This window comes from Corynebacterium guaraldiae (assembly GCF_053480195.1).
In genome coordinates, this window is the sequence record NZ_JBRBAU010000015.1 from 12788 (window position 1) to 36922 (window position 24135).

Annotated in this window: 15 protein-coding genes; 10 read left to right on the top strand and 5 right to left on the bottom strand. The window is 63.8% G+C overall.

The genetic code is table 11. The features are described from left to right. Positions 1 to 134 precede the first annotated feature (134 nt). Complete coding sequence (locus ACUY3D_RS10965; protein WP_448241116.1) at positions 135 to 9086, bottom strand: fatty acid synthase subunit beta domain-containing protein; 8952 nt, start codon at positions 9084 to 9086, stop codon at positions 135 to 137. A 372-nt stretch (positions 9087 to 9458) separates the two neighbouring features. Here ACUY3D_RS10965 and ACUY3D_RS10970 point away from each other — a divergent pair, with 372 nt between their 5' ends. Beyond that, a complete protein-coding gene (locus tag ACUY3D_RS10970; RefSeq protein WP_070561564.1) occupies positions 9459 to 10385 on the top strand; it encodes a hypothetical protein in 927 nt (308 codons plus the stop codon). On the opposite strand, the gene ACUY3D_RS10975 is transcribed toward ACUY3D_RS10970, so the two are convergent. Together ACUY3D_RS10975 and ACUY3D_RS10980 are read right to left on the bottom strand one after the other, a co-directional pair. Beyond that, the gene (locus ACUY3D_RS10975) at positions 10382 to 12121 is read right to left on the bottom strand and encodes a long-chain-fatty-acid--CoA ligase (protein WP_070708069.1); all 1740 of its coding nucleotides are present in this window, start codon (positions 12119 to 12121) and stop codon (positions 10382 to 10384) included. The two genes, ACUY3D_RS10970 and ACUY3D_RS10975, sit on opposite strands and share 4 nt — an antisense overlap. 179 nt (positions 12122 to 12300) lie before the next feature. Beyond that, positions 12301 to 14013: a long-chain-fatty-acid--CoA ligase gene (locus tag ACUY3D_RS10980; RefSeq protein WP_269948804.1), complete on the bottom strand. Its 1713-nt coding sequence runs from the start codon at positions 14011 to 14013 to the stop codon at positions 12301 to 12303. Between the two features lie 76 nt (positions 14014 to 14089). Between ACUY3D_RS10980 and mshA the strand changes: the two genes are divergently transcribed. The 4 genes from mshA (at position 14090) to ACUY3D_RS11000 (ending at position 18228) form a co-directional block, all read left to right on the top strand. Further along, positions 14090 to 15355, top strand: a complete 1266-nt coding sequence (gene mshA / locus ACUY3D_RS10985; protein WP_269948803.1) for a D-inositol-3-phosphate glycosyltransferase — start codon at positions 14090 to 14092, stop codon at positions 15353 to 15355. Between the two features lie 89 nt (positions 15356 to 15444). Next, entirely contained in the window at positions 15445 to 16194 is a 750-nt protein-coding gene (locus tag ACUY3D_RS10990; protein ID WP_070521289.1) for a phosphoglyceromutase, read from the top strand. Between the two features lie 73 nt (positions 16195 to 16267). Further along, complete coding sequence (locus ACUY3D_RS10995) at positions 16268 to 17533, top strand: sensor histidine kinase (RefSeq protein ID WP_070521124.1); 1266 nt, start codon at positions 16268 to 16270, stop codon at positions 17531 to 17533. Beyond that, complete coding sequence (locus ACUY3D_RS11000) at positions 17530 to 18228, top strand: response regulator transcription factor (RefSeq protein ID WP_070521121.1); 699 nt, start codon at positions 17530 to 17532, stop codon at positions 18226 to 18228. The genes ACUY3D_RS10995 and ACUY3D_RS11000 overlap by 4 nt, the downstream gene beginning before the upstream one ends. Here the strand turns inward: ACUY3D_RS11000 and ACUY3D_RS11005 are convergent. Beyond that, the gene (locus ACUY3D_RS11005) at positions 18225 to 19106 is read right to left on the bottom strand and encodes a DUF3109 family protein (RefSeq protein ID WP_269948802.1); all 882 of its coding nucleotides are present in this window, start codon (positions 19104 to 19106) and stop codon (positions 18225 to 18227) included. The two genes, ACUY3D_RS11000 and ACUY3D_RS11005, sit on opposite strands and share 4 nt — an antisense overlap. Positions 19107 to 19139: 33 nt before the next feature. Here ACUY3D_RS11005 and ACUY3D_RS11010 point away from each other — a divergent pair, with 33 nt between their 5' ends. The 5 genes from ACUY3D_RS11010 to ACUY3D_RS11030 all read left to right on the top strand — a co-directional run bounded on the left by ACUY3D_RS11010 (position 19140) and on the right by ACUY3D_RS11030 (position 22656). Beyond that, positions 19140 to 20069: a Ppx/GppA family phosphatase gene (locus tag ACUY3D_RS11010; RefSeq protein ID WP_083306442.1), complete on the top strand. Its 930-nt coding sequence runs from the start codon at positions 19140 to 19142 to the stop codon at positions 20067 to 20069. A 9-nt stretch (positions 20070 to 20078) separates the two neighbouring features. After that, a complete protein-coding gene (locus ACUY3D_RS11015) occupies positions 20079 to 20927 on the top strand; it encodes an Rv0497 family membrane protein (RefSeq protein ID WP_070521111.1) in 849 nt (282 codons plus the stop codon). 202 nt (positions 20928 to 21129) lie between these two features. After that, the gene (gene proC, locus ACUY3D_RS11020; protein WP_070521108.1) at positions 21130 to 21921 is read left to right on the top strand and encodes a pyrroline-5-carboxylate reductase; all 792 of its coding nucleotides are present in this window, start codon (positions 21130 to 21132) and stop codon (positions 21919 to 21921) included. A gap of 200 nt (positions 21922 to 22121) precedes the next feature. Continuing rightward, the gene (locus ACUY3D_RS11025) at positions 22122 to 22310 is read left to right on the top strand and encodes a helix-turn-helix domain-containing protein (protein WP_010189818.1); all 189 of its coding nucleotides are present in this window, start codon (positions 22122 to 22124) and stop codon (positions 22308 to 22310) included. Positions 22311 to 22554: 244 nt separating this feature from the next. Continuing rightward, positions 22555 to 22656: a 30S ribosomal protein bS22 gene (locus ACUY3D_RS11030; RefSeq protein ID WP_003855542.1), complete on the top strand. Its 102-nt coding sequence runs from the start codon at positions 22555 to 22557 to the stop codon at positions 22654 to 22656. 138 nt (positions 22657 to 22794) lie between these two features. Here ACUY3D_RS11030 and ACUY3D_RS11035 read toward each other — a convergent pair whose 3' ends face one another. Beyond that, positions 22795 to 24030 carry an HNH endonuclease signature motif containing protein gene (locus tag ACUY3D_RS11035; RefSeq protein WP_448241117.1) on the bottom strand — a complete coding sequence of 412 codons (1236 nt, stop codon included), beginning with the start codon at positions 24028 to 24030 and terminating at the stop codon, positions 22795 to 22797. Between the last annotated feature and the right edge of the window lie 105 nt (positions 24031 to 24135).

A 24135-nucleotide genomic window follows, 5' to 3' on the forward strand; every position in this document is an offset into this window, starting at 1 on the left:
GGTCGAGCGTTAGCTGAAACGTAGTGGCCGATTCGATGGCGGCTACAAAAAGCTCAGGCCCGCTTCCCCTTTTCAAGAAGCGGGCCTGAGCTCTATCTACTACTGGCTGGTCTGGCCAGCCAGTTAGCTAACGGCTACACACTCGAGAATTCACCGTTGCTGCCTAGGCGCGCATCGGCGTCGAGGAGCATGGAGATTTCCGCGGCCTTGTCGGCGTCGACGAGACCGTAGCCGTCAATCATCACCTTGGCGTCGGCGTGCGGTAGGCGGCGGCCCTCGATGACCTCGAAGAGCGGGGCGCGGCCCAGCATTCCGGCCTCGAAGTGTGCGCGGCCGGCGCGCAGGCGCTGCTCGGCGTGCTCACGCCACGAGGCGGCGGCGTCCGCCCCGCGCTGTTGAGACACGGCCTGCTCGAACACGCCGGGGTGGGCGTAAACGATGAGCGCGCTGACGTGGCCGAAGCCAAGCGAGGTCAGCGCCGCGGCCTTCACGCTGTGGCCCGCCGCAGCGAGATCCAGCGGGGAGCGCAGCCACACCAGGTTCGGCGCCTTCGGGGCGATGAGCGGGTCGACGCAGTCCAGGGACACGTTCGCCGGGATGCGGTGCGTGCGGAAGACGTCGATGATGCCGCCGGTCTGGAAGAGCGCGGCACCCGCCTTGGAGTGGCCGGTGAGCGTCTTCTGGGAGATGACGAACATCGGCTGGTCCTCATTGCGGCCAATCGCTGGCCACAGCAGGGAGTGCAGCTCCGACTCGTTGGGGTCGTTGGCGTTGGTGGAGGTGTCGTGCTTGGACAGGACACTGACGTCGTTGGGGGTCAGGCCGAGACCGCGCAGCGAGCGCGCCAGGCGGGAGTTCTCCCGGCCGCGGCCAGCACCCAGCGCACCCAGGCCAGGGGCCGGGATGGAGGTGTGGGCACCGTCGCCATAGGAGGCGGCGTGCGCGACCACTGCGAGCACCGGCAGTCCTAAGTCGGCTGCTAGTGAGGCGCGAACTAGCAGGACCGTGCCGCCACCCTCGCCTTCGAGGAAGCCGCCGCGGCGGCGGTCATTGGCGCGGGAGATGAAGCGATCATCGATTCCCTTGGCGGTCATCTTTGCGGTCTCCGCGGTGGCGTTCATGTCGCCGAAGCCCTGGAGAGATTCCACTTGGACATCGTCGATACCGCCGGCCACGACCACGTCGGCCTTGCCCAGGGCAATCTTGTCCACGGCCTCCTCAATCGACACCGCTGCGGTAGCGCAGGCACCGATGGGGTGAATCATGGAACCATAGCCGCCCACGAGGGACTGCATGGTGTGCGCCGCGATGACGTTCGGGAGGGCCTCCTGCAGGATGTCGGACGGGCGCTCCTCACCGAGGAAGCGCGTGACGAAGACCTTGTGCAGGGACTCCATGCCACCGATGCCGGTGCCCTGTGTGGTGGCCACCTGGCCCGGGTGGATGGAGCGCAGCAGCTCCGCCGGGGAGAAGCCGGCCTGGGTGAAGGCATCCACTGCGCTGACCAGGTTCCACACCGCCATGCGATCCAGGGAATCAAGCATGTGCTCTGGGATTCCCCACTTGGCGGCGTCGAAGTCATCCGGCATCTGCGCGGCGACGGTGCGGGTCAGCGTGGCCTTGCGCGGCACCTTAACGGTGGCACCCTGGCGGCGGGTGACCTGCCACTCGCCGTCCACTTCGGCGATGCTGACGAACTCCGGGTCCGCTTCTTGGATATCGCGGGCGGTGGCCTCCGAATCCACGGTGAAGGTGACGTCGCGGTCCAGGAAGACGGTGGTCAGGTCGATGGAGCCGCGGTCGGTGAGGTGGTACTTATCCGTCAGCGTGCGCACGCCGGAGCGTGCGACGACCTCATCGCGGAAGCGCTCGAAGATGTCCTCCTCGGCGATCTCTTCATCGCTCTCCACCACGAACCAGCCCGGGTGTGGATCCTCGCGCCATTCCACCAGTCCGGTCATCCAGGCCAGCTCCAGCACACCGGCGGCGGTGAGCTCCGCGGAACCATCGCGCTGCAGGCCAAACTCGGCCTCGAAGCGCGTGCGGCCGGAACCCCATGAGGAGACCTCGCCGATGCCGGCGATGACCACCATGTCCTCCAGGTCCGTGGTGACCTGGCCAACTTCTTCCTCCAGGCTAGGCTGTACTGCCTGCACCTGGTTGGGCAGCGCGGTGATGGTCGCGGGGGCGTTGTTCTCCTCGTGCGGAACGACGTTAGTCGGCTCCGCACCGGAAGCGAGCTCGGTGAGGGAGAAGCCTTCCAAGCCGCCGGTGAGGTCCTTCTCCACCGGGGCGTGAGCTGCCTGCTCGCGCGAGTCGGCGCTGGCCAGGTCCATGAGCTCGGAGGAAATCTCCTCCGGGCTCCACACCTTGATGCCGGCCTTCTCAGCGGCGGGCACCAGCCCATCGTTGCCGCCCATGAGGTGCGTGCCGGCCACCCAGCCAATCTTGGCCTGCGCCAGGGTGACGCCCTGCGGCCAGCCGGCCTCGACCTTCCACTTGTTGAGGATGGCATCGAGTGCCGCCTTGACCTCGCCGTAGGCGCCGTCGCCACCGAAGGTGCCGCGGTTGGGCGAGCCCGGCAGGACGACATGGCAGCGCTTGTCGACGTCCCCCTGGCTCAACCTTGCCAGCCCCGCGATGGTGCGCTCGACGGACCAGAGCAGCAGGCGGGCCTGCGTCTCGGTCGTTCCGGAGGCATCCGCCAGCGAGCCGGAGACACTCGGCGCGGCGAAGGGGAAGGCCAGCGTCGGGGTCAGCGCAGGCTTGAGAATCTTGACCTCGTTGCCCACGGACTCGCGCTGTTCGGTGCCGATCCAGTCGATGAGCGCGTCAATATCGCGGAAGCTCGACAGGTTCGCCGGGACCAGCCACAGGGCGGAACCGGCAGCGCCGTGCTCAGCGTAGAGCGTGCGCGCGAATTCCTTGCGGGCCTGGCTCACGCGGGATGCGGTCATGATGACCGTCGCGCCGCCCTCCAGCAGGCGCTCCACCAGCGCGGTGGCGATCGAACCCGGCGCAGCGCCCGTGACCAGGGCAACCTCACCGGCGAACGCGCCGGGGGTGGTGTCCACGGCGGCCTGCGCGATGTCTTCGCGCTTCCACCAGTGGGCCTGGCGAGCTAGATCCTCGCCGGCACCGCGGAAGCTGTCCACCGGGTACTCGGCCTGACCCAGCGCCACGCGGGCGAGGCGCTCGCGGGCGATGGCCCAGGAGTCGTCGAAAAGCACGGCCTTGTTGGCGTCGAAGGACGGCGTGACGGACTTGAGCCAGCCGGAGCCGAGCTCTGCCTCAACGGCATCGATGACGGTCGTATCAGGTGCCTCGATGAGCTCCGGTTCGGAGTCCAAACCCAGCTGGGAGAGCACCTGGCGGGCGGCCGTGGCCAGCACGCCGTTCTCACCGGTGACGGTCTCGGCGAAGGCATCCAAAGCAGCGGAGTCGACCACGGCACCGCCACCTGCACCACCTGCGGCAGCGCCCTTGGATACGGACGCACCGTGGGTAGCGGCGACGGCCTGGACGGCGGCGTCGATCAGCTCGTGCGCTGCGGACTTCGAGGTGGCGCTCGCCGGCACGGTGCTCAGCGAGCCGCCGCGCACGGAGTCCTCCTCGCGGGAGCCAAGCAGGATCTCCGCCTCGACGTGGGAAACCCAGGATTCGGGCAGTCCCCAGGTGCCGGTGACGTAGTCCGCCACGGCGGTGGGCTTAAGGCCCGCGGCTCCGAAGAGCTGGCGCAGGCGCGCGCCGACGGCCTCACCCAGCACCGGGCCGAACGCGGAGTAGCCCGGGGCGGCGGTGGCGACCTTCTCGCGCAGCGTGGCCACGTCGGCATCGGCGGCGCCATCGATGGCCGGCACGCCGATTTCCGCGGACATGTCCATGAGCAGCTGGTTGCGGCGCGAGGACACGCCGTTGGTCAGCTCCTCCACGGTGTCGGAGTCCGCGATCTGGTCCACGCGAATCTTGTTCTGGAAGGCGAAGAGCACCATGATGGCCTCCGCCGCACCGAAGCGCAGCTCGGGGGCGTCGCTCGCAGTTGCGGCGGTAGGTGCAGGAGTCGGTGCAGTCGGCGCTGCCTCAGCCGGAGTCTCGGTTGGTGCTTCGCTCGCCTGCGGTGCCTCTTCGGCGTCGGATTCCGCAGCCGGTGCGGCGGCGGGGGCTTCGGAGACGTCGGCAAGCATGACCTGCTCTTGGTCGCGCTCCACGTTGAGCACGCGGATGGTGCCTTCCGGGATTCCGGCGACGGCTAGCGAGCGGGTGGCCAGGTTGGTCAGCGTCGGGGAAGAAGCCAGGCCGACCTCGATGATCTGATCGACCTTGCCAAAGAGGAGCTCCTGGGTCTCAATCCAGCGCACCGGGGAAGCGAACTGCCAGGACAGCAGCTTGATGAGCAGCAGGCGGGCGAGCTCGTGCTCGGAGAGGTCCTCCACCTTCAGCCCGTCCAACTTGCCGGAGGGCGCCAGCGGGGCCACGGCGTCGACGAAGTCCTGGGTGAGCTCGAAGGGGCGGGCCACCAGGTTCGGGATATAGCGGCCTACCAGGGCGTCCAGATCCAACTCCTGCGGCAGCAGCTCATCGAGCTTCTCCGCGAAGGCCGGAACGCCCTCGCGCAGCACGCGGGAGTGGAAAGGAACGTCGATGCCCGGGACCATGACGGCTGCGCGCGGGGCGATGGCATTGGCCTTGTCCACCAGGGCCTTGAGCCCCTTCTTGGTGCCGGCGATGGAGTACTGCTGGCCGCGGATGTTGTAGTTAACAATCTCCAGGAACTCGCCGGTGGCCTCGGCGACCTCAGCCACCCAAGCGTCGACGCTGTCGGCATCAATACCAGCCATGTTCGGGCGCAGTGCCGCCATGGCGTATTCGGAGTTGCCTTCAGCATCGCGCGGAACCAGGCTGCCCATGGCGGAGCCGCGGGAGTAGACGATGTCGATGACACCCTCGAGGTCGAAGATATTCGCCAGCGAGGCCAGCGCTGTGTACTCGCCCAAGGAGTGGCCGGCGAAGTAGGAGGTCGGGGCCAGGGCATCCTCGGCGCGCAGGCGCTCGGTCTGGGCATAGGCCACCACGGCCAGGGCCACCTGCGTGAACTGGGTCAGGTGCAGCACGCCCTGCGGGTGGCGGAAGGTGGTGCCGCGAACGGAAAGCTGCGTCGGGTTCTCATCGATGACCTTCTGGATGCTAAAGCCCAGGTTCTCGCGGGTATGCGCATCCGCGCGGCGCCAGGCTTCGCGCGCGGCCGGGGAGGCCTGGCGGTCGCCCTTGCCCATGCCTTCGGCCTGGATGCCCTGGCCGGGGTAGACATACGCCGTGGTCGGTGCGGCAAGCAGGGCCTGTCCGCGGGAGACCACCTCGCCCTCGATGCGGCAGGTGACCTCGAGGGCCTGGTGGATGCCCTTGCGGCCGACGCGTTCGACGGTGACCTCGATGTCATCACCCAACTGCACCATGCCGTACATGGAGTAGGTCCAGCCCACCACGCGGCCGTGGCGTCCGGCCACCTGCTGTGCGGCGGCCGAGAGCCACATGCCGTGCACCAGCGGTGCCTGCAGGTTGACCAGCTGAGCTGCGTTATAGGAGGTGTGAATCGGGTTATAGTCACCGGAGACCAGCGCGAAGGGAGCCATGTCCTGCGGGGCGGTGACGGTGGCGCGGTCGACGAAGGAGCGCGGGGTCGGCACCACCTTGGTGGCGGACTTACCGCCGCCCCACTCCGGTGCCTGGCTCGGTGCGGCGGTGCCGCTGGCGCGGCCGCGGATGGCAAAGCGGTGCATCTGCGTGGCCACGATGCCACCGGAAGCGTGGTCCTTGAGCTCGAGCTCGACCGTGACGATGCGTCCGGAGACGGATTCCTCGATGGCGGTGCAGGAGGAGGTGACGTCGAGCTGGCGGCCGTCGGCAAGCTGCTCCAGCGGCACGCGCACGTCGATGACGTGGTCCAGGTGCACCGCGTTGAGAAGGCCCTCGATGACCGGGTAGCCGTCCTTCAGGCGGCCGGAGCCGAGTGCGGCATAGATGGCCGGCCAGCAGGGGCCGACCAGAACATCCGGGGTGCCGGCCTTCTCGGCTGCAGCATCGCCGCAGGTCACCGCGCTGTGTGCGGAGAGCAGCGAAGCAGGGAAGTGGAAGGAGTAGCCGGACTCGACGGTGGGCATCTCCGTAATCTCATCGCCCTGCTCCGCGGTGGAGCCGACACCGGCCAGCCCCTCCAAGAGGGTGAAGACGGAGTTGGGTAGGCGCTCCTCGGAGACCACCGGGGAGCCACCCGTGGCTACATCCTCCGGCAAGTCCACTGGGACGGTGACCTCGCGAACGTAGAAGGGGCGCTGCTCCTCCGGCAGGTCATCCCAGTAGGAGTCCGCGGTGATGACGATCTCCCAGTTGCCCTCGGCATCCTGACGCAGGTCGAAGGCGTTCTCATCCATCTCATAAGCCGGGTTGGCCATGAGGTGGCCGTGCCACAGCAGGGTAGGAGAAGTACGCAGGAACTCGGCCTCATCGGCGGCGGAATTCAGGCGGGAGAAGGCCTTCTGCGGGGTCGAGCCCTGCTCCAGCAGCGCATCCGTGGTGGCCTGCTCGAAGCGGGCGAGCAACTCTGCCACCGGCTCGTTCTTCTTGGTAATGCCGGCCACGGCTACGGGGCCCGGGATGATGCGCACCTGGTCGGCGGAATAGCGCTCATCCTGGGCCTGCCAGAGGGTGTCCTTGCCGAACCAGGACTTCAGGTCACCGTCCAGGGCCGGTACCCACGGCATGGGCTTGACGTGCTTATAGTGCAGCGAAATCCACCAGGCGGCATCGCGCGCGGAGACCTCGGTGCTGCGCGCGGCGGGGTATTCGGCCAGCAGCTTGGCGACGGCCCGCGGGGCATCGTGGACGTCCTCAACGCTGGTGAAGAGGGTTTCAATCTGGCCGTGGTCCGCCGGGTTGAGGCGGGCTTCGACGCGGTGGAGGAGATCGAGGAAGCGGTCATCCCAACTGGGATCCACGAACGGGTGGGCCAGCTCCACGAAGCGCTCCAGCCACTCGGCGTAGGTCATGGATTCCACATCGCCGAAGTAGGGTTTGCAGGTCTTGGCCAGGGCATCGATGATCTCCTGGCGGTGCGCCGGGTAGTCCTCGATGCTCAGGGAAGTAATCAGGCGCGAGGCCGCCGCGAAGGAATTATCCAGGTCGTGGATGTCCGCCAGCAGGTGGGACTGGGAGGACGCCACGCCATGCGCTCCGGTTCCGCGGCCGACCCAGCCATCATTGTCCTCTGGGGAAATGCCGGTGGTATTGACCAGCAGGTCCTTCACCGAATCGGTGGCCTTAGCTTCCTTGGTGGCCATGGCGACGGTGCCGATGAAGACGGCGTCGACAGGCATAGCGGGCAGGCCGTGCTTTATCGCCCACTCGCCGGTGAGGTAGGAGGTGGCGCGGTCCGGAGAGGCGATGCCGCCGCCGACTGCCAGGTAGACGTTGGGGTGCTGGCGGATTTCGGCGTAGGTATCCAGCAGCATGTCATCCAGGTTGACCCAGGAGTGGTGGCCGCCGGCGTGGCCGTCCTCGACCTGCATGATGATGCGGTCCTCCGGGTAGGCCGTGGCGATGGCCAGCACATCCCGGATCTGCTTTGCGGTACCGGGCTTGAAGGAGATGAAAGGGAAACCGTCGGCGTGGAGGCGGTCCAGCAGCTCGCCGGCTTCCTCTACCTCCGGAATACCGGCGGAGATGCACACGCCGTTGAAAGCCGCACCGGCCGCGCGGGCCTTGGGCACGATGCGCGCCTGGCCGAAGTGCAGGTTCCACAGGAAGCGGTCGAAGAACATGGTGTTGAACTGTGCCGTGCGTCCGGGGCGCAGGTGCTTTTCCATGGTGGCCAGGTGCGAGCGGAAGACCTCATCGGAGTACATGCCGCCGCCGGCCATCTCCGTCCAGTGTCCGGCGTTGGCCGCCGCGGCCACGATCTCTCCATCAGCAGACGTCGGCGTCATGCCGCCCAGCATGATGGGGGAGAGGCCCGTGAGGTCGGAGAAGCGGGTCTGGGTATAGGTGCGCCCGTTCGGGAGCTCGATGGTGCGCGGGGCGAAGTCGGCGTAGTTCAGAGCCTTGGGCAGTTCAGTGCCTGGTGTGGCCAGCGCATTGACCTCCTGCGGGGTGGCGGCCGAGATCACCGTGACACCCGTTCCCTCCACGACGCGGCGGGTGAGGGTGGTCAGCGCGCGGTCCAGGACAATGAGGTGCTCGGAGTTGAGTGCGGCCAGCGTGGCCGGCCAATCATGTTCGTTGACCAGGATGGCCTCGGCCTGCGCGCGGGCCTCATCCACGTCGAGGCCGCACTTCTGAGCCAGCGCCACGGTGCGCTCGGCCGCCATGGCCAGCACCGGGTTGTGGAAGGGAAGGGCCACGGGCAGCTCATCGAAACGAGGGCTGAGCTCATCGCCGCCGATGGTGCGCTTCTCCAGCTCGGCGTTGAAGCCCTTGACGGCCTCCTCGATGGCGGTGCGGGTGGCGGCCAGGTCCTCCGGGCTGCCGGAAAGTGCGAAGTGGCGGCGGCCGTTGACCACGGCGATGGCGGCGGTGCCGTGCAGATGCTCAGTGACGAAGCCGCGCTCCAGGCCACGGACAGACAGCATCTGGGAGCGCGGATCGGAGCCATTGACCGCACTGGCAGCGGTCCCCATCAGGATGGCCAGGGCGAGGGCGTGCACCGGCTTGTCGACGGCCAACGCGCCCAAGCTTCCCTGCGAATGCCCAGCGCGCTCATCGATGTCGACGCCTAGGTCACGCAGCTGCTCGATGGCGGCAATCTGGCCCAGGACGATGCCCGGGATGGATACCGCAGGCAGCGAGTCGAGGGTAGTGGACTCGGTGGAACCAGCGATGAGCTGCTCGAGGCGCTCCAGCGCGCCGGGGCAGGTGGAGGCGATGGTGCGTGCGGCGGGGCCGGTGAGGCTGCGGGCTTGGGCGAGGGCCTCACGTAGGGATTCGGCAGTGGCGGCAGTCTGCGCGGCGGTGGCGATGAAACCTTGCCAATCGGAGCCTTGTCCGGCGAAAAGCACGGCCGGGCGGGGCATGGAATGCAGCATAGTTACAGGCATCTTTCCTCTTTTGAGCTGATGGGGAACGGTGTGATGAAGAGCTGCGGGCAGACTTAGTTAGCCCTACAGAACAATCATGATGAGCCACCGTAGTCGAAGCCCTTGCGCATAGGTGTCTCCCGCGCGGAAAATGTGAGGTTTTTCTCACGTTTGGGTTGTGGGGGTACTCGCCGCGTCTCCGCCGCGCGAAGTTGCGCAACCTTTTGTATTCTTGGCCTCACTGCAGCGGCTCGGGGAGGAGCAGGGGTGGCTCAGCATCGGTTCGCGCAGCATGAAAGAAAAGAAAAACAAGGGGGGACTATGTCTCAATCAGCAACCGAGAAAACAAACAAGACACCAGCTCGGCTCAGCAAAAGCCGAGTAATCAAAACTATGACCAAGCTGGCCGGAAAGCTGGAGGAAGATTCCTCCACCGGCTTGCCCACCATCAGAATTGCCGGCGGGCTCTTAAGCATCGACGTCAACGAGGACAAGGGCGGCCTCTGTGTCTTCGGGTATTGGGGCGGTGCAGTGCGGTTCAACCCGGACCGGCAGCCTTTGCGCATGGAGGTCAATGATCTCAACGGCGGTGGACTCTCTGGCAACCTCGTTGCCGAGCCCTGCGGAAGCTCCACTATGCATACCCACCTGCTGGTCCTCGCGCCGCCTTATCTGCCGTCGACGGCCACGAATGCCCAGCTCAAGAGCATTATCGCGGGCTATGCGGCCGAAATGTCGGCGGTCTTCGCGCGCCTGGATGAGCAGTTTCCGGAAGAGCCCTCCAAGCCACGGAAGGGGTCTGGGCTTAAGCCGGTATCGCCCCACTATTTCAGCGAGGCCTATGGGGTTTCAGCGGTGGGGATGTGGCGAGTGTACGAGCGCGCCACGCGCCTGGCAATGATCGGCACGCCCGTTCACGTGGTGGACCACCGGAATGGGGTCGTGAGCATCCTCATCAATGAACACGCGATCACTATTGAATCCGCTCGTGATGGCTCCGGGGATATTGAACTCCGCCTCGTCACGCCCTCCGGCCGCTGTGCGTGCGACCTTGATGCGCTCGTGCGCTGGGCCGAGTTCATGAATGATGATCAATATGTCTACTCCGCGCGCATCGAGGTGGTAAACCTCGATGGCGGCGATGAGCAGGACCTCGTGCTGGTGACCACGGCCCGTATTCCCACGAAGTGGGGCTATACCGATGAGCAGCTGGACTGGCAGCTCAGTGCGTTGGTGAGCCAGCTTGTCCGGGTGGGTGAAGCGTTCTACCGAACCTTCAATCCCACGCGCGTGATGCGCTATATCGACCGGGCTGCCTAGGCCGGTGCTTGTTCTCCGAGCAGCTTCAAAAGGTCCTTCTGTACTTCGCGGCGGCGGACCTTCCCCAGCTGGTCGGAGGCCAGGTGCTCGAAGTGGTAGAAGGTGCGCGGCACCTTGTAGCGGGTCAGGCGCTCGCGGCAGTAGTCCTTGAGTCCCTCCGGGTCGAGCACCGCGCCGTCCTCCAGGATGATGCAGGCTACGACGTCCTCGGATCCATCCGCGCGCGGACGGCCGACGACGGCCACGTTGGTGACGTCTGGGTGCTGGCGGATCACGTCTTCCACCTCGGCCGGGTAAATGTTGAAGCCGCCGGTAATGATCATTTCCTTGATGCGGGAGACGATCTTGATGAAGCCATCGGACTCCATAACTGCCATGTCACCCGTGCGGTACCAGCCGTCGTGGAAAGCCTGCTCGGTGGCTTCCGGCATGTTGAAGTAGCCCTTGAATACCTGCGGTCCGCGCACGAGGAGCTCGCCCGCGGTGCCATCCGGCTGGGTTTCATCGAGGTTGTTCGGGTTGCCGATGCGCACCTCGGTATCCGGGAAGGGGATGCCGATGTAGCCGGGGCGGCGATTCTTGTTGAGTGGGTTCGCGGCCACGATCGGCGAGGTTTCCGTGAGCCCGTAGCCTTCTACGAGTAGGCCGCCGGTGACCGTTTCCCATTCCTCAACGATCTCCGCCGGTAGCGCTGCTGCGCCCGACAGGCTGTGCTCGATACCGTGCAGATCGATGCCCTGTTCCTGAGCCGCCTCCATGACCTTGGCGTAGATCGTGGGCACGCCCGGCATCCAGGTGGGGAGGCGCTTCTTCATGATCTCGAGGAGAAGCGGCACCTTGGGAGCTGGGGTGAGGACGAGCTCGCCGCCGATGTGCACGCCGAGGGCGGCGATGAGGGTGAGTCCATAGACGTGGAAGAGGGGGAGGGCGGCGAGCATGCGCTCGGGCTTCTTGCCCAATTCGGGCACCCATGCTTCCGCCATCTTCATGTTGCAATACAGGTTGGAGTGGGTCAGCTCCGCGCCTTTGGGCCTGCCGGTGGTTCCGGATGTGTAGAGAATGAGTGCGGTGTCATTGAGATCGACCTTCGCATCCTCCAGCTTGTAGCCCTGCCCGCCGATGGCGCGCCCCGTGAGCACGTTCCACGGCACGGTATTGGGAGCGGCAACTGAGAGCTCCGCGCGCTTGTCCTTGATGAAGGGAAGCGGCAAGCGTAATAGCAGCTGCTTGCGGCGCGGCATGGCCTCGATCATGTTGACCGTAACAATCGTTTCGAGTGGCGTAGAATCGCGAAGCTTCTCAAAGGTGGGGCTCGCCTTATCCCAGACCACGGCCACGCGGGCGGCGTGATCCTGGAAGAGGGGCTCGAGCTCAGCCGCGGTGTAGAGCGGGTTGTGCTCCACGACGGTCGCCCCCAGTTTCAGGATGGCGTAGAACACCGCCACGTGTTGGGGGCAGTTGGGCAGTGCTACGGCGACGCGATCACCAGGACGGATGCCAAAGGCCTTGAGGCCCGCTGCGGCGGCGCGCACGTGGGTATCGAGTTCGCGGTAGGTCATCTGGTGACCGAAGAACCACGTCGCCGGCCTGTCGCCGAATTCCTCCACGGTCTCTCGGTAGGAGTCCAAAAGCGTTTCGGTGCCGTAGTCCAGATTAGGTTTAGTCCACTCAGGGTAGTACTGGAGCCAGGCTTTCGTCTCAAAAGCGGAAGAGGCCTGAGCAGGGGCTTCGGTCATGTTCGCGAACTCCTTAGGTGGTCAAACTTGTTATGTGTGAAACAGTATAACTAATTTGTGACAGGAGTCTCGCAAATCTTTGCAAAGTTGCTTACGGTAACGAAACCTTTTCGGGATAAATCAATAGCCCCGGTGATGTGCGTTTATCACGCAGGGATCGGTTCCGGGGCTATGGCGTGTTACTTCTCCGCTTTGAGGCGCTCGAGCAGATCTGCCTGAACCTCGCGGCGGCGAATCTTGCCCAGCTGGTCGGTGGCCAGCTTTTCGAAGTGGTAGAAGGTGCGCGGAACCTTGTAGCGGGTCAGGCGCTCACGGCAGTAGTCCTTGAGGCCTTCGGGGTCGAGCGCGGCGCCGTCGTTAAGCACGATGCAGGCCACGACGTCTTCCGAACCGTCCGAACGCGGGCGGCCCACCACGGCTGCCTCCGCCACGTCTGGGTGATCCAGCAGTGTTTCCTCAACCTCACCGGGGTAGACGTTGAATCCGCCGGTGATGATGATTTCCTTGATGCGGCTGACCAGGCGGATGAATCCATCTTCCTCCATCACGCCCATATCACCCGTACGGAACCAGCCATTGTGGAAGGCATTCTCTGTGGCTTCCTCATCGCCGAAGTAGCCCTTAAAGATCTGCGGGCCACGGGCCAGCACCTCACCTTCTTCGCCATCCGGCATGGTCTCATCAAGGTTGTCCGGGTTGGCAATGCGAATCTCGGTATCCGGGAAGGGGATGCCCACGTAGCCGGGGCGGCGGGCGTCACTCATCGGGTTACCCACGATGATGGGCGAACACTCCGTCAGGCCATAGCCCTCCACGAGCATGCCGCCGGTGTACTTCTCCCACTTCTCCACGGTATTGACCGGCAGGGTCGACGCTCCGGAGAAGGCCGCGCGCACGCCGTCCAGGGAGACGTCATCTTCTTCCGCCTTCGCCACGATGCGCTCGTACAGGGTTGGCACGCCCGGCACCCAGGTCGGGGTGTGCTTCTTCATGAGATCTATGATGAGCGGCATCTGCGGGCTCGGCAGCAGAACCAATTCGCTGGCGATGAGCGGCGCCAAGGTGGCGTTCATGGTCAGGCCGTAGGCGTGGAAGAAAGGGAGCGCAGCGAGCATGCGCTCCGGGGAATCGCCCAGGCCTGGGACCCAGTGCTTGCCCATGAGCAGGTTGGAGAAAAGGTTGCCGTGGGTCAGCTCCGCGCCCTTGGGGCTGCCGGTGGTGCCGGAGGTGTACAGGATGAGCGCGGTGGTGTCCTTGGTGACGTCCTCCGGGGTGAGGACGTCAGAACCATCGCCGCCAATGGCGTTGCCAACGAGGGACTCCCACGGCACCGTGTTCGGTGCCGGGGCGGTGAGCTGATCGCGCTTGGACTTCAGTGGCGGGATAGGCAGGCGCAGGGCCAAGCGCTGCGGAGTCGGCATCGCGTTGATCATGTTGATGGAGACGACGGTCTCCAGGGAGGTCGTCGGGCGCAGCTTCTCCAAGGTGGAGGCCGTCTTATCCCAGGAAATGGCGATGCGTGCGCCGTGGTTCTGGAACAGGCCCTCCAGCTCGTGGGCAGTGTAGAGAGGGTTGTGTAAAACCGCGATGGCGCCCAGCTTGAGCACGGCCCAGAAGGAGGCGATGAACTGCGGGCAGTTGGGGGCGACGATGGCTACGCGGTCCCCCGGGCGCACTCCGAAGGCGCGCAGGCCGGCGGCGGCGCGGCGGACCTGCTTGTCCAGCTCGGCGTAGGTTTGTGTGCGGCCGAAGAAGTAGGTTGCCGGCTTGTCGGGGTGGAGCGCGAGGTTGTTGTCGTAAACGTCGAGAAGCGTGGTGTCCCCGTATTCCAGGCTGTGTGGTGTCCACTCTGGGTAGTACTGGAGCCACGCCTTGGACTCGTATGCCGACATCGATTCACCTTTCGGTCGCGTAGGTTAAGGTACGGGCCAGTATAACGCGGGTCGTTTCGGGATACACTGGGAAATTATGCGCATCGCGATGATTTCCATGCATACCTCGCCCCTTGAGCAGCCCGGTTCCGGGGATGCGGGCGGCATGAACGTCTACGTTCTCAATACTGCTCGCCAGCTCGCACGCCGCGGCGTGGAGGTCGATATTTTTACCCGCGCCACGCGCCCCAGCCAGGGTGAGGTGGTGGGCGTCGAGGAGCGCCTGCGCGTCATCAACATTGTGGCGGGGCCCTATGAGGGTTTGAGCAAGGAAGAGCTGCCCACCCAGTTGGCTGCGTTTACGGGCGGGATCTACAACTTCGCGCGCTGCTTTGAGGTGGACTATGACGTCATCCACTCTCACTATTGGCTCTCTGGTCAGGTGGGCTGGTTATTGCGCGATCTGTGGGACATCCCCCTCGTCCACACCGCACACACGCTGGCCGCGGTGAAGAACGTGCACCGCACTCTCGATGACACCCCAGAGACTGAGGCGCGCCGCATCTGTGAACAGCAGTTGGTAGATAACGCTGACATCCTGGTGGTTAATACAGCCCAGGAGACTCGCGATCTGATCGAGCACTACGATGCATCGCCGGACAATATCGTTGTGGTCTCCCCGGGTGCGGACACGGATCTCTATACCCCGGGCACCGACCGCATGACGGAGCGTGCGCGCCGCCAGCTGGGTATCCCGCTGCACACCAAGGTGGTGGCGTTTGTGGGCCGCCTGCAAAAATTCAAGGGCCCTGACGTACTCATTCGCGCAACGGCGGAGCTGATGGAGCGCGATCCGGATCGCCGCCTGCGCGTGGTCATCTGCGGTGGTGCTTCGGGGGCGAATTCCTCGCCGGATACCTACCACAACCTCGCCCGCGAGCTGGGGGTGGAGCGCGTCGTGCGTTTCCTCAGCCCGCGCCCGCCACAGGAGCTCGTAGCCATCTATCAGGCCGCGGATATTGTCGCGGTCCCCAGTTATAACGAGTCCTTTGGGCTGGTGGCCATGGAAGCGCAGGCCTCCGGAACGCCCGTCGTGGCGGCGGCCGTCGGCGGCTTGCCCATCGCGGTTGCAGACGGCGATACTGGCCTGCTTGTCCACTCCCATTCGGCGCAAGACTGGGCCGACGCATTGGGGCAGTTGCTTGACGACGACCCCCGCCGCATCGCCATGGGTGAAGCCGCCGTCGATCACGCCCAGCAGTTTAGTTGGGCGGCGGCTGCCGCCCAGTTGGAGAACATCTATGCCGACGCGATGAGTATTGAGATTCCGGACTGCCACGCGCGCCGGGCAATCGGATACTAATCCCACATAAGCGGGCATAAACCCACAGTTAGGGGTGATGTGCCCGGGTTCACAGGCAAGCGGCCGAAAAACGTGGCATGCTGGTGTTTATGAGTAACGGAAAGCTGATTCTACTTCGACACGGACAGTCCGAATGGAACGAGTCCAACCAGTTCACCGGTTGGGTTGATGTCAACCTCACCGCCAAGGGTGAGGGTGAGGCCAAGCGTGGCGGCGAGCTGCTCAAGGAGCAGGGCATTCTGCCGACCGTCGTGTACACCTCCCTCCTGCGCCGCGCCATCCGCACGGCCAACATTGCGCTTAATGCCGCAGACCGCCACTGGATTCCGGTCGTGCGCGATTGGCGCCTGAACGAGCGCCACTACGGCGCACTGCAGGGCCTCAACAAGGCCGAGACCAAGGACAAGTACGGCGAGGAACAGTTCATGGCATGGCGCCGCTCCTACGGCACCCCGCCGCCGGAGCTGGAGGACGGCGCCGAGTACTCCCAGGCCGGTGACCCGCGCTACGCCAACCTGGATCAGGTTCCGCGTACGGAGTGCCTGAAGGATGTCGTCGAGCGCTTCGTTCCTTACTTCGAGGAGGAGATCCTCCCGCGCGCCAAGAAGGGTGAGACCGTTCTCATCGCCGCACACGGCAACTCCCTGCGCGCGCTGGTCAAGCACCTGGATCAGATCTCCGATGAGGAGATCGCCGGCCTCAATATCCCGACGGGCATCCCGCTGGTCTACGAGATTGCCGAAGACGGTTCCGTGGTGAACCCGGGTGGCACCTACCTGGATCCGGAGGCTGCCGCTGCCGGTGCCGCCGCCGTGGCCGCGCAGGGTGGCAAGAAGTAGCCGAAAACCGCTACGTGCTGCGCACGATCCCCAAGGAGCCTATACTCCTTGGGGATTCTTTGTAGGGGCGTGAATGATTGTGGAACTGGTACTAGCTTTCCTGGCCGGCGTGGTGGCCTGCGGCCTGGCCATACCGGTGATTACCCGGGTCCGCGAGCGCCTGGTACGCCGCCGCGTCCGTGATGCGGATGCGAACCAGGTCACCAGCGTTAGCCAGGTCTTGCACCTCGCCGTGTCCGGCTCTCCAGCCGGGATGGCCGTGCTCTCGCGCTCCAAAGAGATCATCTTTTCTAACCCTGCCTCCCATGAGATGTCGATGGTGCACGACCGGGCGGTGAACCCCGATCTGTGGAAAGTTGCGCAGGAGGTTTTCGAGGATAAAGAGACCCGAACGCTGGACCTTTCTATCCCGAAGCGGCGCACCGGAAATCGCGTGATTCAGGTGCGTGCGGTGGTCCAGCCGCTGACGCTGAACGACGATCGCTTCGTCATCGTCTACGGCACCGATGAGTCCGAGTCGGTGCGCATGGAATCCGCCCGCCGTGACTTCGTGGCCAACGTGTCCCACGAGTTGAAAACCCCGGTGGGTGGCATCGCGCTGCTGGCTGAGGCCCTCCTTGAGGACACCGGGAATCCCGAGCACGTCGAGTATTTCGGCAGCAAGGTGCAGAAGGAAGCGGCGCGTATGGCCGACATGGTCAGCGAGCTCATCTCCTTGTCTAAACTGCAGGGCGCGGAGGCGCTCCCGGAAATGGAGCCGCTCGATCTCGATGAGATCATCGATGAGGCCATTACCCGCAACCAGCTTGCCGCCGATTCCCACCACAATCAGCTCACCCGCGGTGATTCCGAGGGGGTCCAGGTCATGGGGGACAAGTCCCTCTTGGTCACGGCGATTTCCAACCTCATCTCAAATGCCATCCACTATTCGCCGGATGAGATGCCGGTGTCGGTCACGCAGAAGGTTGTCGGCGGAAAGGTCGTCCACATCCGCGTCACCGACCGTGGCATCGGCATTGCCCCGGAAGACCAGAAGCGGGTCTTTGAGCGCTTCTTCCGCGTGGATAAGGCGCGGTCCCGGCAGACCGGTGGAACCGGCCTTGGTCTGGCCATTGTGAAGCATGTCGTGGCTAATCACGGTGGCAATATCAAACTGTGGTCACGCCCCGGAACTGGCTCGACGTTCACAATCGAGCTCCCTATCTACGCGGAAGAAAAGCCAGCAGATAATCTTATTCATCGGGATAATATAGAAGACGGGGCCGTCAGCTCCGCCGCCCCTGGTTTACAGCGCGCCGTGGCGCGCGTAGCCGCTCGTCGAAAGGATAAAGCGCAATGACCACCATCCTCATCGTTGAAGATGAAGAGTCGCTGGCCGATCCCCTCGCCTTCCTCCTCCGAAAGGAGGGATTCGACGTTCTCCTCGCCCCGGACGGGCCCAGCGCGCTAGAACAGTTCGCAGCGAACCACGTGGACATCGTCTTGCTGGACCTCATGCTGCCGGGCATGTCCGGAACGGACGTGTGCAAGCAACTGCGCGCGACATCCTCCGTGCCGGTGATCATGGTGACCGCGCGCGACTCTGAAATTGACAAGGTCGTGGGGCTAGAGCTGGGCGCAGATGACTACGTGACCAAGCCCTATTCCTCTCGCGAACTCATCGCCCGCATCCGCGCGGTGCTGCGCCGCGGCAACGATGCCTCTTCCGATCACGGTGAAGAGGAGCCCGACGAGCAGATTCTGGAAGGCGGCCGCGTGCGCATGGACGTGGAGCGCCACACCGTGCTTGTCGCCGGTGAGCCGGTTTCCATGCCGCTCAAGGAGTTTGATCTCCTTGAGTACCTGCTGCGCAACTCGGGGCGCGTGCTGACCCGCGGTCAGCTCATCGACCGTATTTGGGGCGCGGACTACGTGGGTGACACAAAGACTCTCGACGTCCACGTCAAGCGCCTCCGCTCCAAGATCGAGGCCGAGCCTTCCCACCCGCAGCAGCTCGTGACGGTGCGCGGACTGGGCTACAAGTTCGAGGCTTAAGCGCGAGGGTCCGCTGGGTGCCGCGGGAACTCGACTCCGGAGCGCGCCCGGGCCTCGCAGTGCTTGGCCAGGATTTCGTAGCACTCCTCGCCGAGTAGCGCGATCAGCTCGGTCTTCTGCGACTTCCATAGCGGTTCTTCCGCGGTGTGGCACGAGGGATCGGCCGAGCAATACCAATCGAAGTCCTCGCCGCCGTTGCCCCATCCGCGGCGGTCGTACTCACCGATGGTGGTGCGTAGGATTTCCTCCCCGTCGGGGCGCTCCTCATAGTCTTCGTGCCGGCGAATCGGCAGCTGCCAGCACACTTCGGGCTTGACCACGGTGAGCTCTTCCCCCGCGTCGAGCGCCCACTGATGGATAGCGCAGCCCGCGCCCGTGGACCAGCCGGCGCGGTTGGCGAAGATACAGGCGCCGTCGACAAGCGGCGTTTTCAGCGCCGGTTCCGGCTCGCCATCATCGCCGTCGAGCTCATCCCACTCCAGCCACGGTTCCAGTTCCTCGGGTTCACCGTGCTTCAGGAACCCATCTACCCCCTCTGGGCGGTGCTGCCAGAAACGTGCGGGCATGCGGGCGACGGCGTCGCGAAGCTGCTCTCGATCCGTCTCATCGGCCATGTATGCGCCGTGCACGCAGCAGCCGACGTCGGGCTGTTGCTTATCGATGCCGTGGCACCTCTCCGTCCCAAACTGGCAGGCATAGTGCGATTCGAGCCAGGTCAGGTCGATGGAAAAGACGTGGAGTGGATCGTGCGGATCCGTAAATTCGAACCACTCTCTGGGGAAGTCGGGGGCCTTTTCGCGGCCGGCGATAATGGAAGCCGCCGCGGGGGAGGAGGCCGGAAAACCCAGGTAAACTTCTTTTGATTTCGGGCGATTCACACCTACCCACGGTAGACCTACTACTGTAGAGGCGTGCGATTAGGTGTATTAGACGTCGGAAGTAATACCGTCCACCTCGTTGCGGTCGATGCCGCAACCGGTGGGCGGCCTTCGCCGATGAGCGATTGGAAAACCCCGCTGCGTCTGGTGGAACAGCTAGACAAAGACGGCAACATCCATGAGAAGGGCATGAAGAAGCTCATCTCCGCCGTGGGTGAAGCCGCTGAGTTGGGCAACAAGCTGGGCTGTGACGAGTTCATTGCCTTTGCTACTTCTGCCGTGCGCTCGGCCACTAATTCGGCCAAGGTTCTCGACGAAGTTGAGAAACAAACCGGCGTCCGCCTCGAGATCTTGTCGGGCGAGGAGGAAGCTCGGTTGACCTTCCTGGCCGCTCGCCGTTGGTATGGCTGGTCCGCTGGCCGCATTACCAACCTCGACATCGGTGGTGGCTCGCTGGAGCTGTCCACCGGTACCGACGAGCATCCGGAAATGGCTTTCTCCCTCGATTTGGGAGCGGGCCGTCTGACTCACAACTGGTTCGATACCGACCCGCCAGAAAAATCCAAGGTGAACCTGCTGCGGGATTACATCGATGCGGAACTGGCCGGCGTCGCCGATAAAATGCGCGCGCTGGGCCCTGCCGGGTTGGCCGTGGGTACCTCGAAAACCTTCCGCACGCTGGCTCGATTGACCGGTGCTGCACCGTCTTCGGCGGGCCCCTATGTGAAACGCACGCTCACTGCGCCGGGCCTGCGTCAGCTGATTTCCTTCATTTCCCGTATGACTGCAGCTGACAGGGCGGACCTTGAGGGTGTAAGTTCTACCCGATCGCATCAGATCGTCGCCGGCGCTTTAGTGGCGGAGGCGAGCATGCGTGCCCTGGGAATCGAAAAGTTGGAGATCTGCCCCTGGGCTCTCCGAGAAGGTGTCATTTTGCGCCGTACCGATAAGGGACTGGAATAGGAAAGAAACGTGGCTGACAAGAAACAGTTGACAGTTGCGGAGCTGCTGGCCCGTAACGCGAAGGACCGATCTGGCGAGGAGAAGAGCTCGCGCCGCCATCGCCGGAGCCTTGACGAAGGCGGCATCTCGGTTGCGGAGCTGACCGGCAATCTCGAAAAGGTCAAGGCAACTCCGGCGGAGGCTAAGCACTCGAGTGTCTCCATCGATGAGCCGGCCCCGGTTATTCCTGCGCCGAAGAAGGAGAAGAAGGAGAAGCCTCAGCAAGAGACACCTCAGCAGGAGGCCCCGCAGAAGGACGCTGATAAGTCTCACTCCGCCGCCCCTGCGGAGAAGCCAACCGAATCTGAGTCCAAGCCTTCCCAGCCCTCTGACGAGGACACGCGCGTAATCCAGAAGGTCAAGGACGAGCCCAAGAAGGCTGAAGACAAGGCCCAGTCAAAGGTCGAGTCAAAGGCTGAGCTGAAGACCGAGGAAAAGGTTGAGCCAAAGGCCAACGACAAAGTCGATGACAAGGCCGAGGATGACACCTTTACCACGGGTGAACTCGAGGCAGTCGACCATGATGTTGAAGAGTACGACGAGGACTATGACGAGGAGGACGAGGGCAAGCTCAACCCCTTCGCCGTCGTCCTGCTCGCCCTCGTGGGCATCGTGCTCGGCGCCATCGTGTTCAAGGGCTTTGAGATTCTCTGGGACCGCTTTGACCGCTTGGTCGTCGTGGTACTCGGTGTTGTTGTCACCGGCGTCATCGTCGGAATCGTCCACGCACTCCGCACGAGCCGCGACGGTTTGTCCATGTTCCTCGCAGCCGTGGCCGGTCTCGTGCTGACCTTTGGCCCGCTGCTCGTGGTGATGTAAGCACCAGCCCAAAAGGCATCTTCTCAAAGGCATCTGCCAGAAGGTATCTTTGCCCCTGAAAACGCCATCTATCCTGCTGTAAATGGCATCTTCAGGGCAGAAAACGCCTTCTGGCAGATGCCTTTTGCATGTGTGAGGATAGCGTGCGAGCAGCCCTGTTGATTGGTGGCCGCGTCCTGGCCTTTCTGGCACCCTGGAAAGCATGACAAAAATTGCAGTACTTGGTGGAGGACAAATCGGCGAAGCCCTCGTTTCTGGGCTGGTGCATGCGGGCTATGATGCCGCGGACATCGTGGTGACCAACCGCCGCACTGAGCGCGGCGAGGAGCTGAAGAGCGCGTACGGCGTCAGCGTCACGAGCGTTAACCCCGCGGCTATCGACGGCGCCGACTACATCTTCGCCTGCGTGAAGCCTTATGCCATCGTGGAGCTTCTTGAGGGCCTCGACATCCCACAGACGGCCGTGGTTGTGTCCATGGCAGCCGGCTTAACTCTCGAGACCCTGGAGAAGGCCGCTGGGGAGGGCGTGCCGGTCGTCCGCGTCATGCCGAACACCCCCATGTTGGTGGGCAAGGGTATGTGCACCTGCGCGGGCGGCACCCACGTGACGGAGGAGCATCTCGACGGCGTGGTCAAGCTCCTGGAGGCTGTCGGCGAGGTTGCTGTCATTGAGGAGAAGCACATCGATGCTGCTACCGCTCTAGCCGGCTCCGCGCCCGCCTACTACTTCCTAGTCACGGAGGCGCTGATCGACGCCGGCGTGCAGCTCGGCCTCACCCGCGATGTTGCCGAGAAGCTAGCCACCCGCACCGCACAAGGCGCCGGAACGATGCTGGCTGAATCCGGCAAGGATCCGGTTGCTTTGCGCGCAGGGGTGACCTCCCCGGGGGGAACCACTGCCGCCGCTCTTCGCGAGCTCGAGGAGTCTGGCCTGCGGGGTGCGTTCTTCCGAGCCGCTGAAGCCTGCACCCAGCGTGCGCAGGAACTTGCCTAAAACTTCCCGTCGCCCTGGGAGCCCTGTGGCACGTGTTGCCACACGGGCTTGAAGGGCAGCAGCGGTGCGAAAGAGGAAAAAATTAGCTCTTGGGTCGCATTAGTCACAGGTTTCACGCTAAGCTGGCAGGAGCGCGTGCGTGATAGTCCTGTGGGAGGGGAAGCCTACAGCGCGTCACGTGCTGAAGGGTTAAATAAACTATGACGAATGAAGATAAGGGAACTTTCCTGACCATCGCCGAAGTTGCGGAGATCATGCGTGTCTCCAAGATGACGGTCTACAGGTTGGTTCATGCAGGTGACATGCCGGCCGTGCGCGTGGGACGCTCGTTCCGCGTTCACGAATCCGCCGTCAAGGAATACCTTGAGGCTTCCGTATACGGAGCCTAGCGTTCACCTCTTTCTGGCAGCGCCCACCACTGCGGACCCCTCGCGGTCCACGGCGGTGGGCGCTGCCCTTAGTTTTGGTGCTGGGCAGGCCGCTAGGTAAGATAGTGAACATTCGTTTCGGCACTGGCATGCCTGCGTCTCCCTGTTTCGCGGGGACCGCCTCGAGTGCACCGTGGGTGGTTTTGTTCCAGGCGTTGCCGGCCGGGTTACGTACGTACTGATACCGAAAGTGAGGAAACCTGCTATGGGTTCTGTCATCAAGAAGCGCCGCAAGCGCATGTCCAAGAAGAAGCACCGCAAGATGCTGCGCCGCACCCGCGTTCAGCGTCGTAAGCTGGGCAAGTAAAGCTTCGCCTGCAACTCCCCGCATGGTCCTTTTTAGGATCGTGGCGGGGAGTTTCTGCTATCTATTCTCCTTTCTATCCGTCATTTCAGACGACCTCTCCGTCGTTTCACACGACGTCGTTTTAGACGACGGAGCCGCTTAGAACGGAATGTCTTCCTGCGGTGCGCTTGGAGTGTGGGGTTCCTTGGCAGCGGCCTGCGCTTCCTTAGCTTCCTGCTGGACAGCTTCCTCTTGGGCGCGCTCGCGGGTGGCCGTGATTTTCTGGGCTACCGTCTGTGCCCAACGCTTCGCTTTCTTTGCCAGCGGGCCGGTCGGCTCCGTCGTGGCCCACGTCCCATCCTCGTAGAGCCACACCATATCCCCGGTGTGCGGGTCCATGATGTAGTGCGCGCGCCCATCAGTTTTCATATTGTGATGGTGTTGGCACAGGCTGGCCAGGTTGCGCGGGTGCGTGGCGCCGCCGTCGGCATAGTTGATGCGGTGGTCCATCTGGCACAGGTAGGCCGGCCGATTGCAGCCCGGAGCGTGGCAGGTGCCATCGCGGCCTTCCACATATTTGCGGATGAGCTCTGAAGCTATGTAGCTGGCTGATTCCGGCGGCTGCGAGGACAGGTCGCGCGTGCGTGTGGCGGGCATGTCCTGCGATGTCCATCCATACCCTTGGACGAAGGTGGGAGCGTTGTCGATATCACTGGCTTGGTAGGTGTGCAGAATGATGGTCGCGGGTGGAGAGATGCTGCCGGCGATGAGCTTCTTTAGGGCATCGGCCTGCGAGAGCCCGTTCTCCTTCGCCGCCTGTTTGATGTAGCCATCCAGAATCATCCCCGTGGCACTGTCCGTGTCGAGCTCAAGGATGCCGCGCTCGCCAGTATCGGTAAAGGTATAGGAGTCCTTCTTCGGCGAATCGCGGAAGGTAAAAGCTTTATTGATGCTCTTGCAAATATCGCGCACCTTGCGCCCAATCTGCGCCGGTGTAGGGAAGACTTGATTCGGGGAGGTGGGGGTGAAGTAATCGATCAGGGCATCGTCGATAAGCGCGAGCGTTTCCGGAGGTAGCTTGCCCAGCTTCGTCAGGGTGCGGTCGATGGTGATGAGCGCCTTCATATCCAGCAGAAACTGACTGTCCTGCAGGGCCTTGACCTGCGGTAGCTCCGTGAGGCGGTGCACGGCCAGGCAGCATTCGCTCACGGTGTAGTCACCGACGCCGAGCTTGGCGACGAGTCTCTGGCACGCAACATCAAAATCCTCATCGAGATCTGGCATGGCAGCTACCCATGCGCGATAGTCCGCGCGGCGGGCGGCGCTGCGCTCCACGGCGAGGGCGCAGTCGGGGTTCATATGGGAAAAGTAGGCGGTTTGAGTGGTGGTGTTCACGGTGTCCCCCGGGTTTATGGTGTCGCTTGTATGTTCTATGTGCACTATAAAACACGCCCCGGACATCTACTATGACCTGGGGAATGTAGGTGTTTCCTCGAGGTA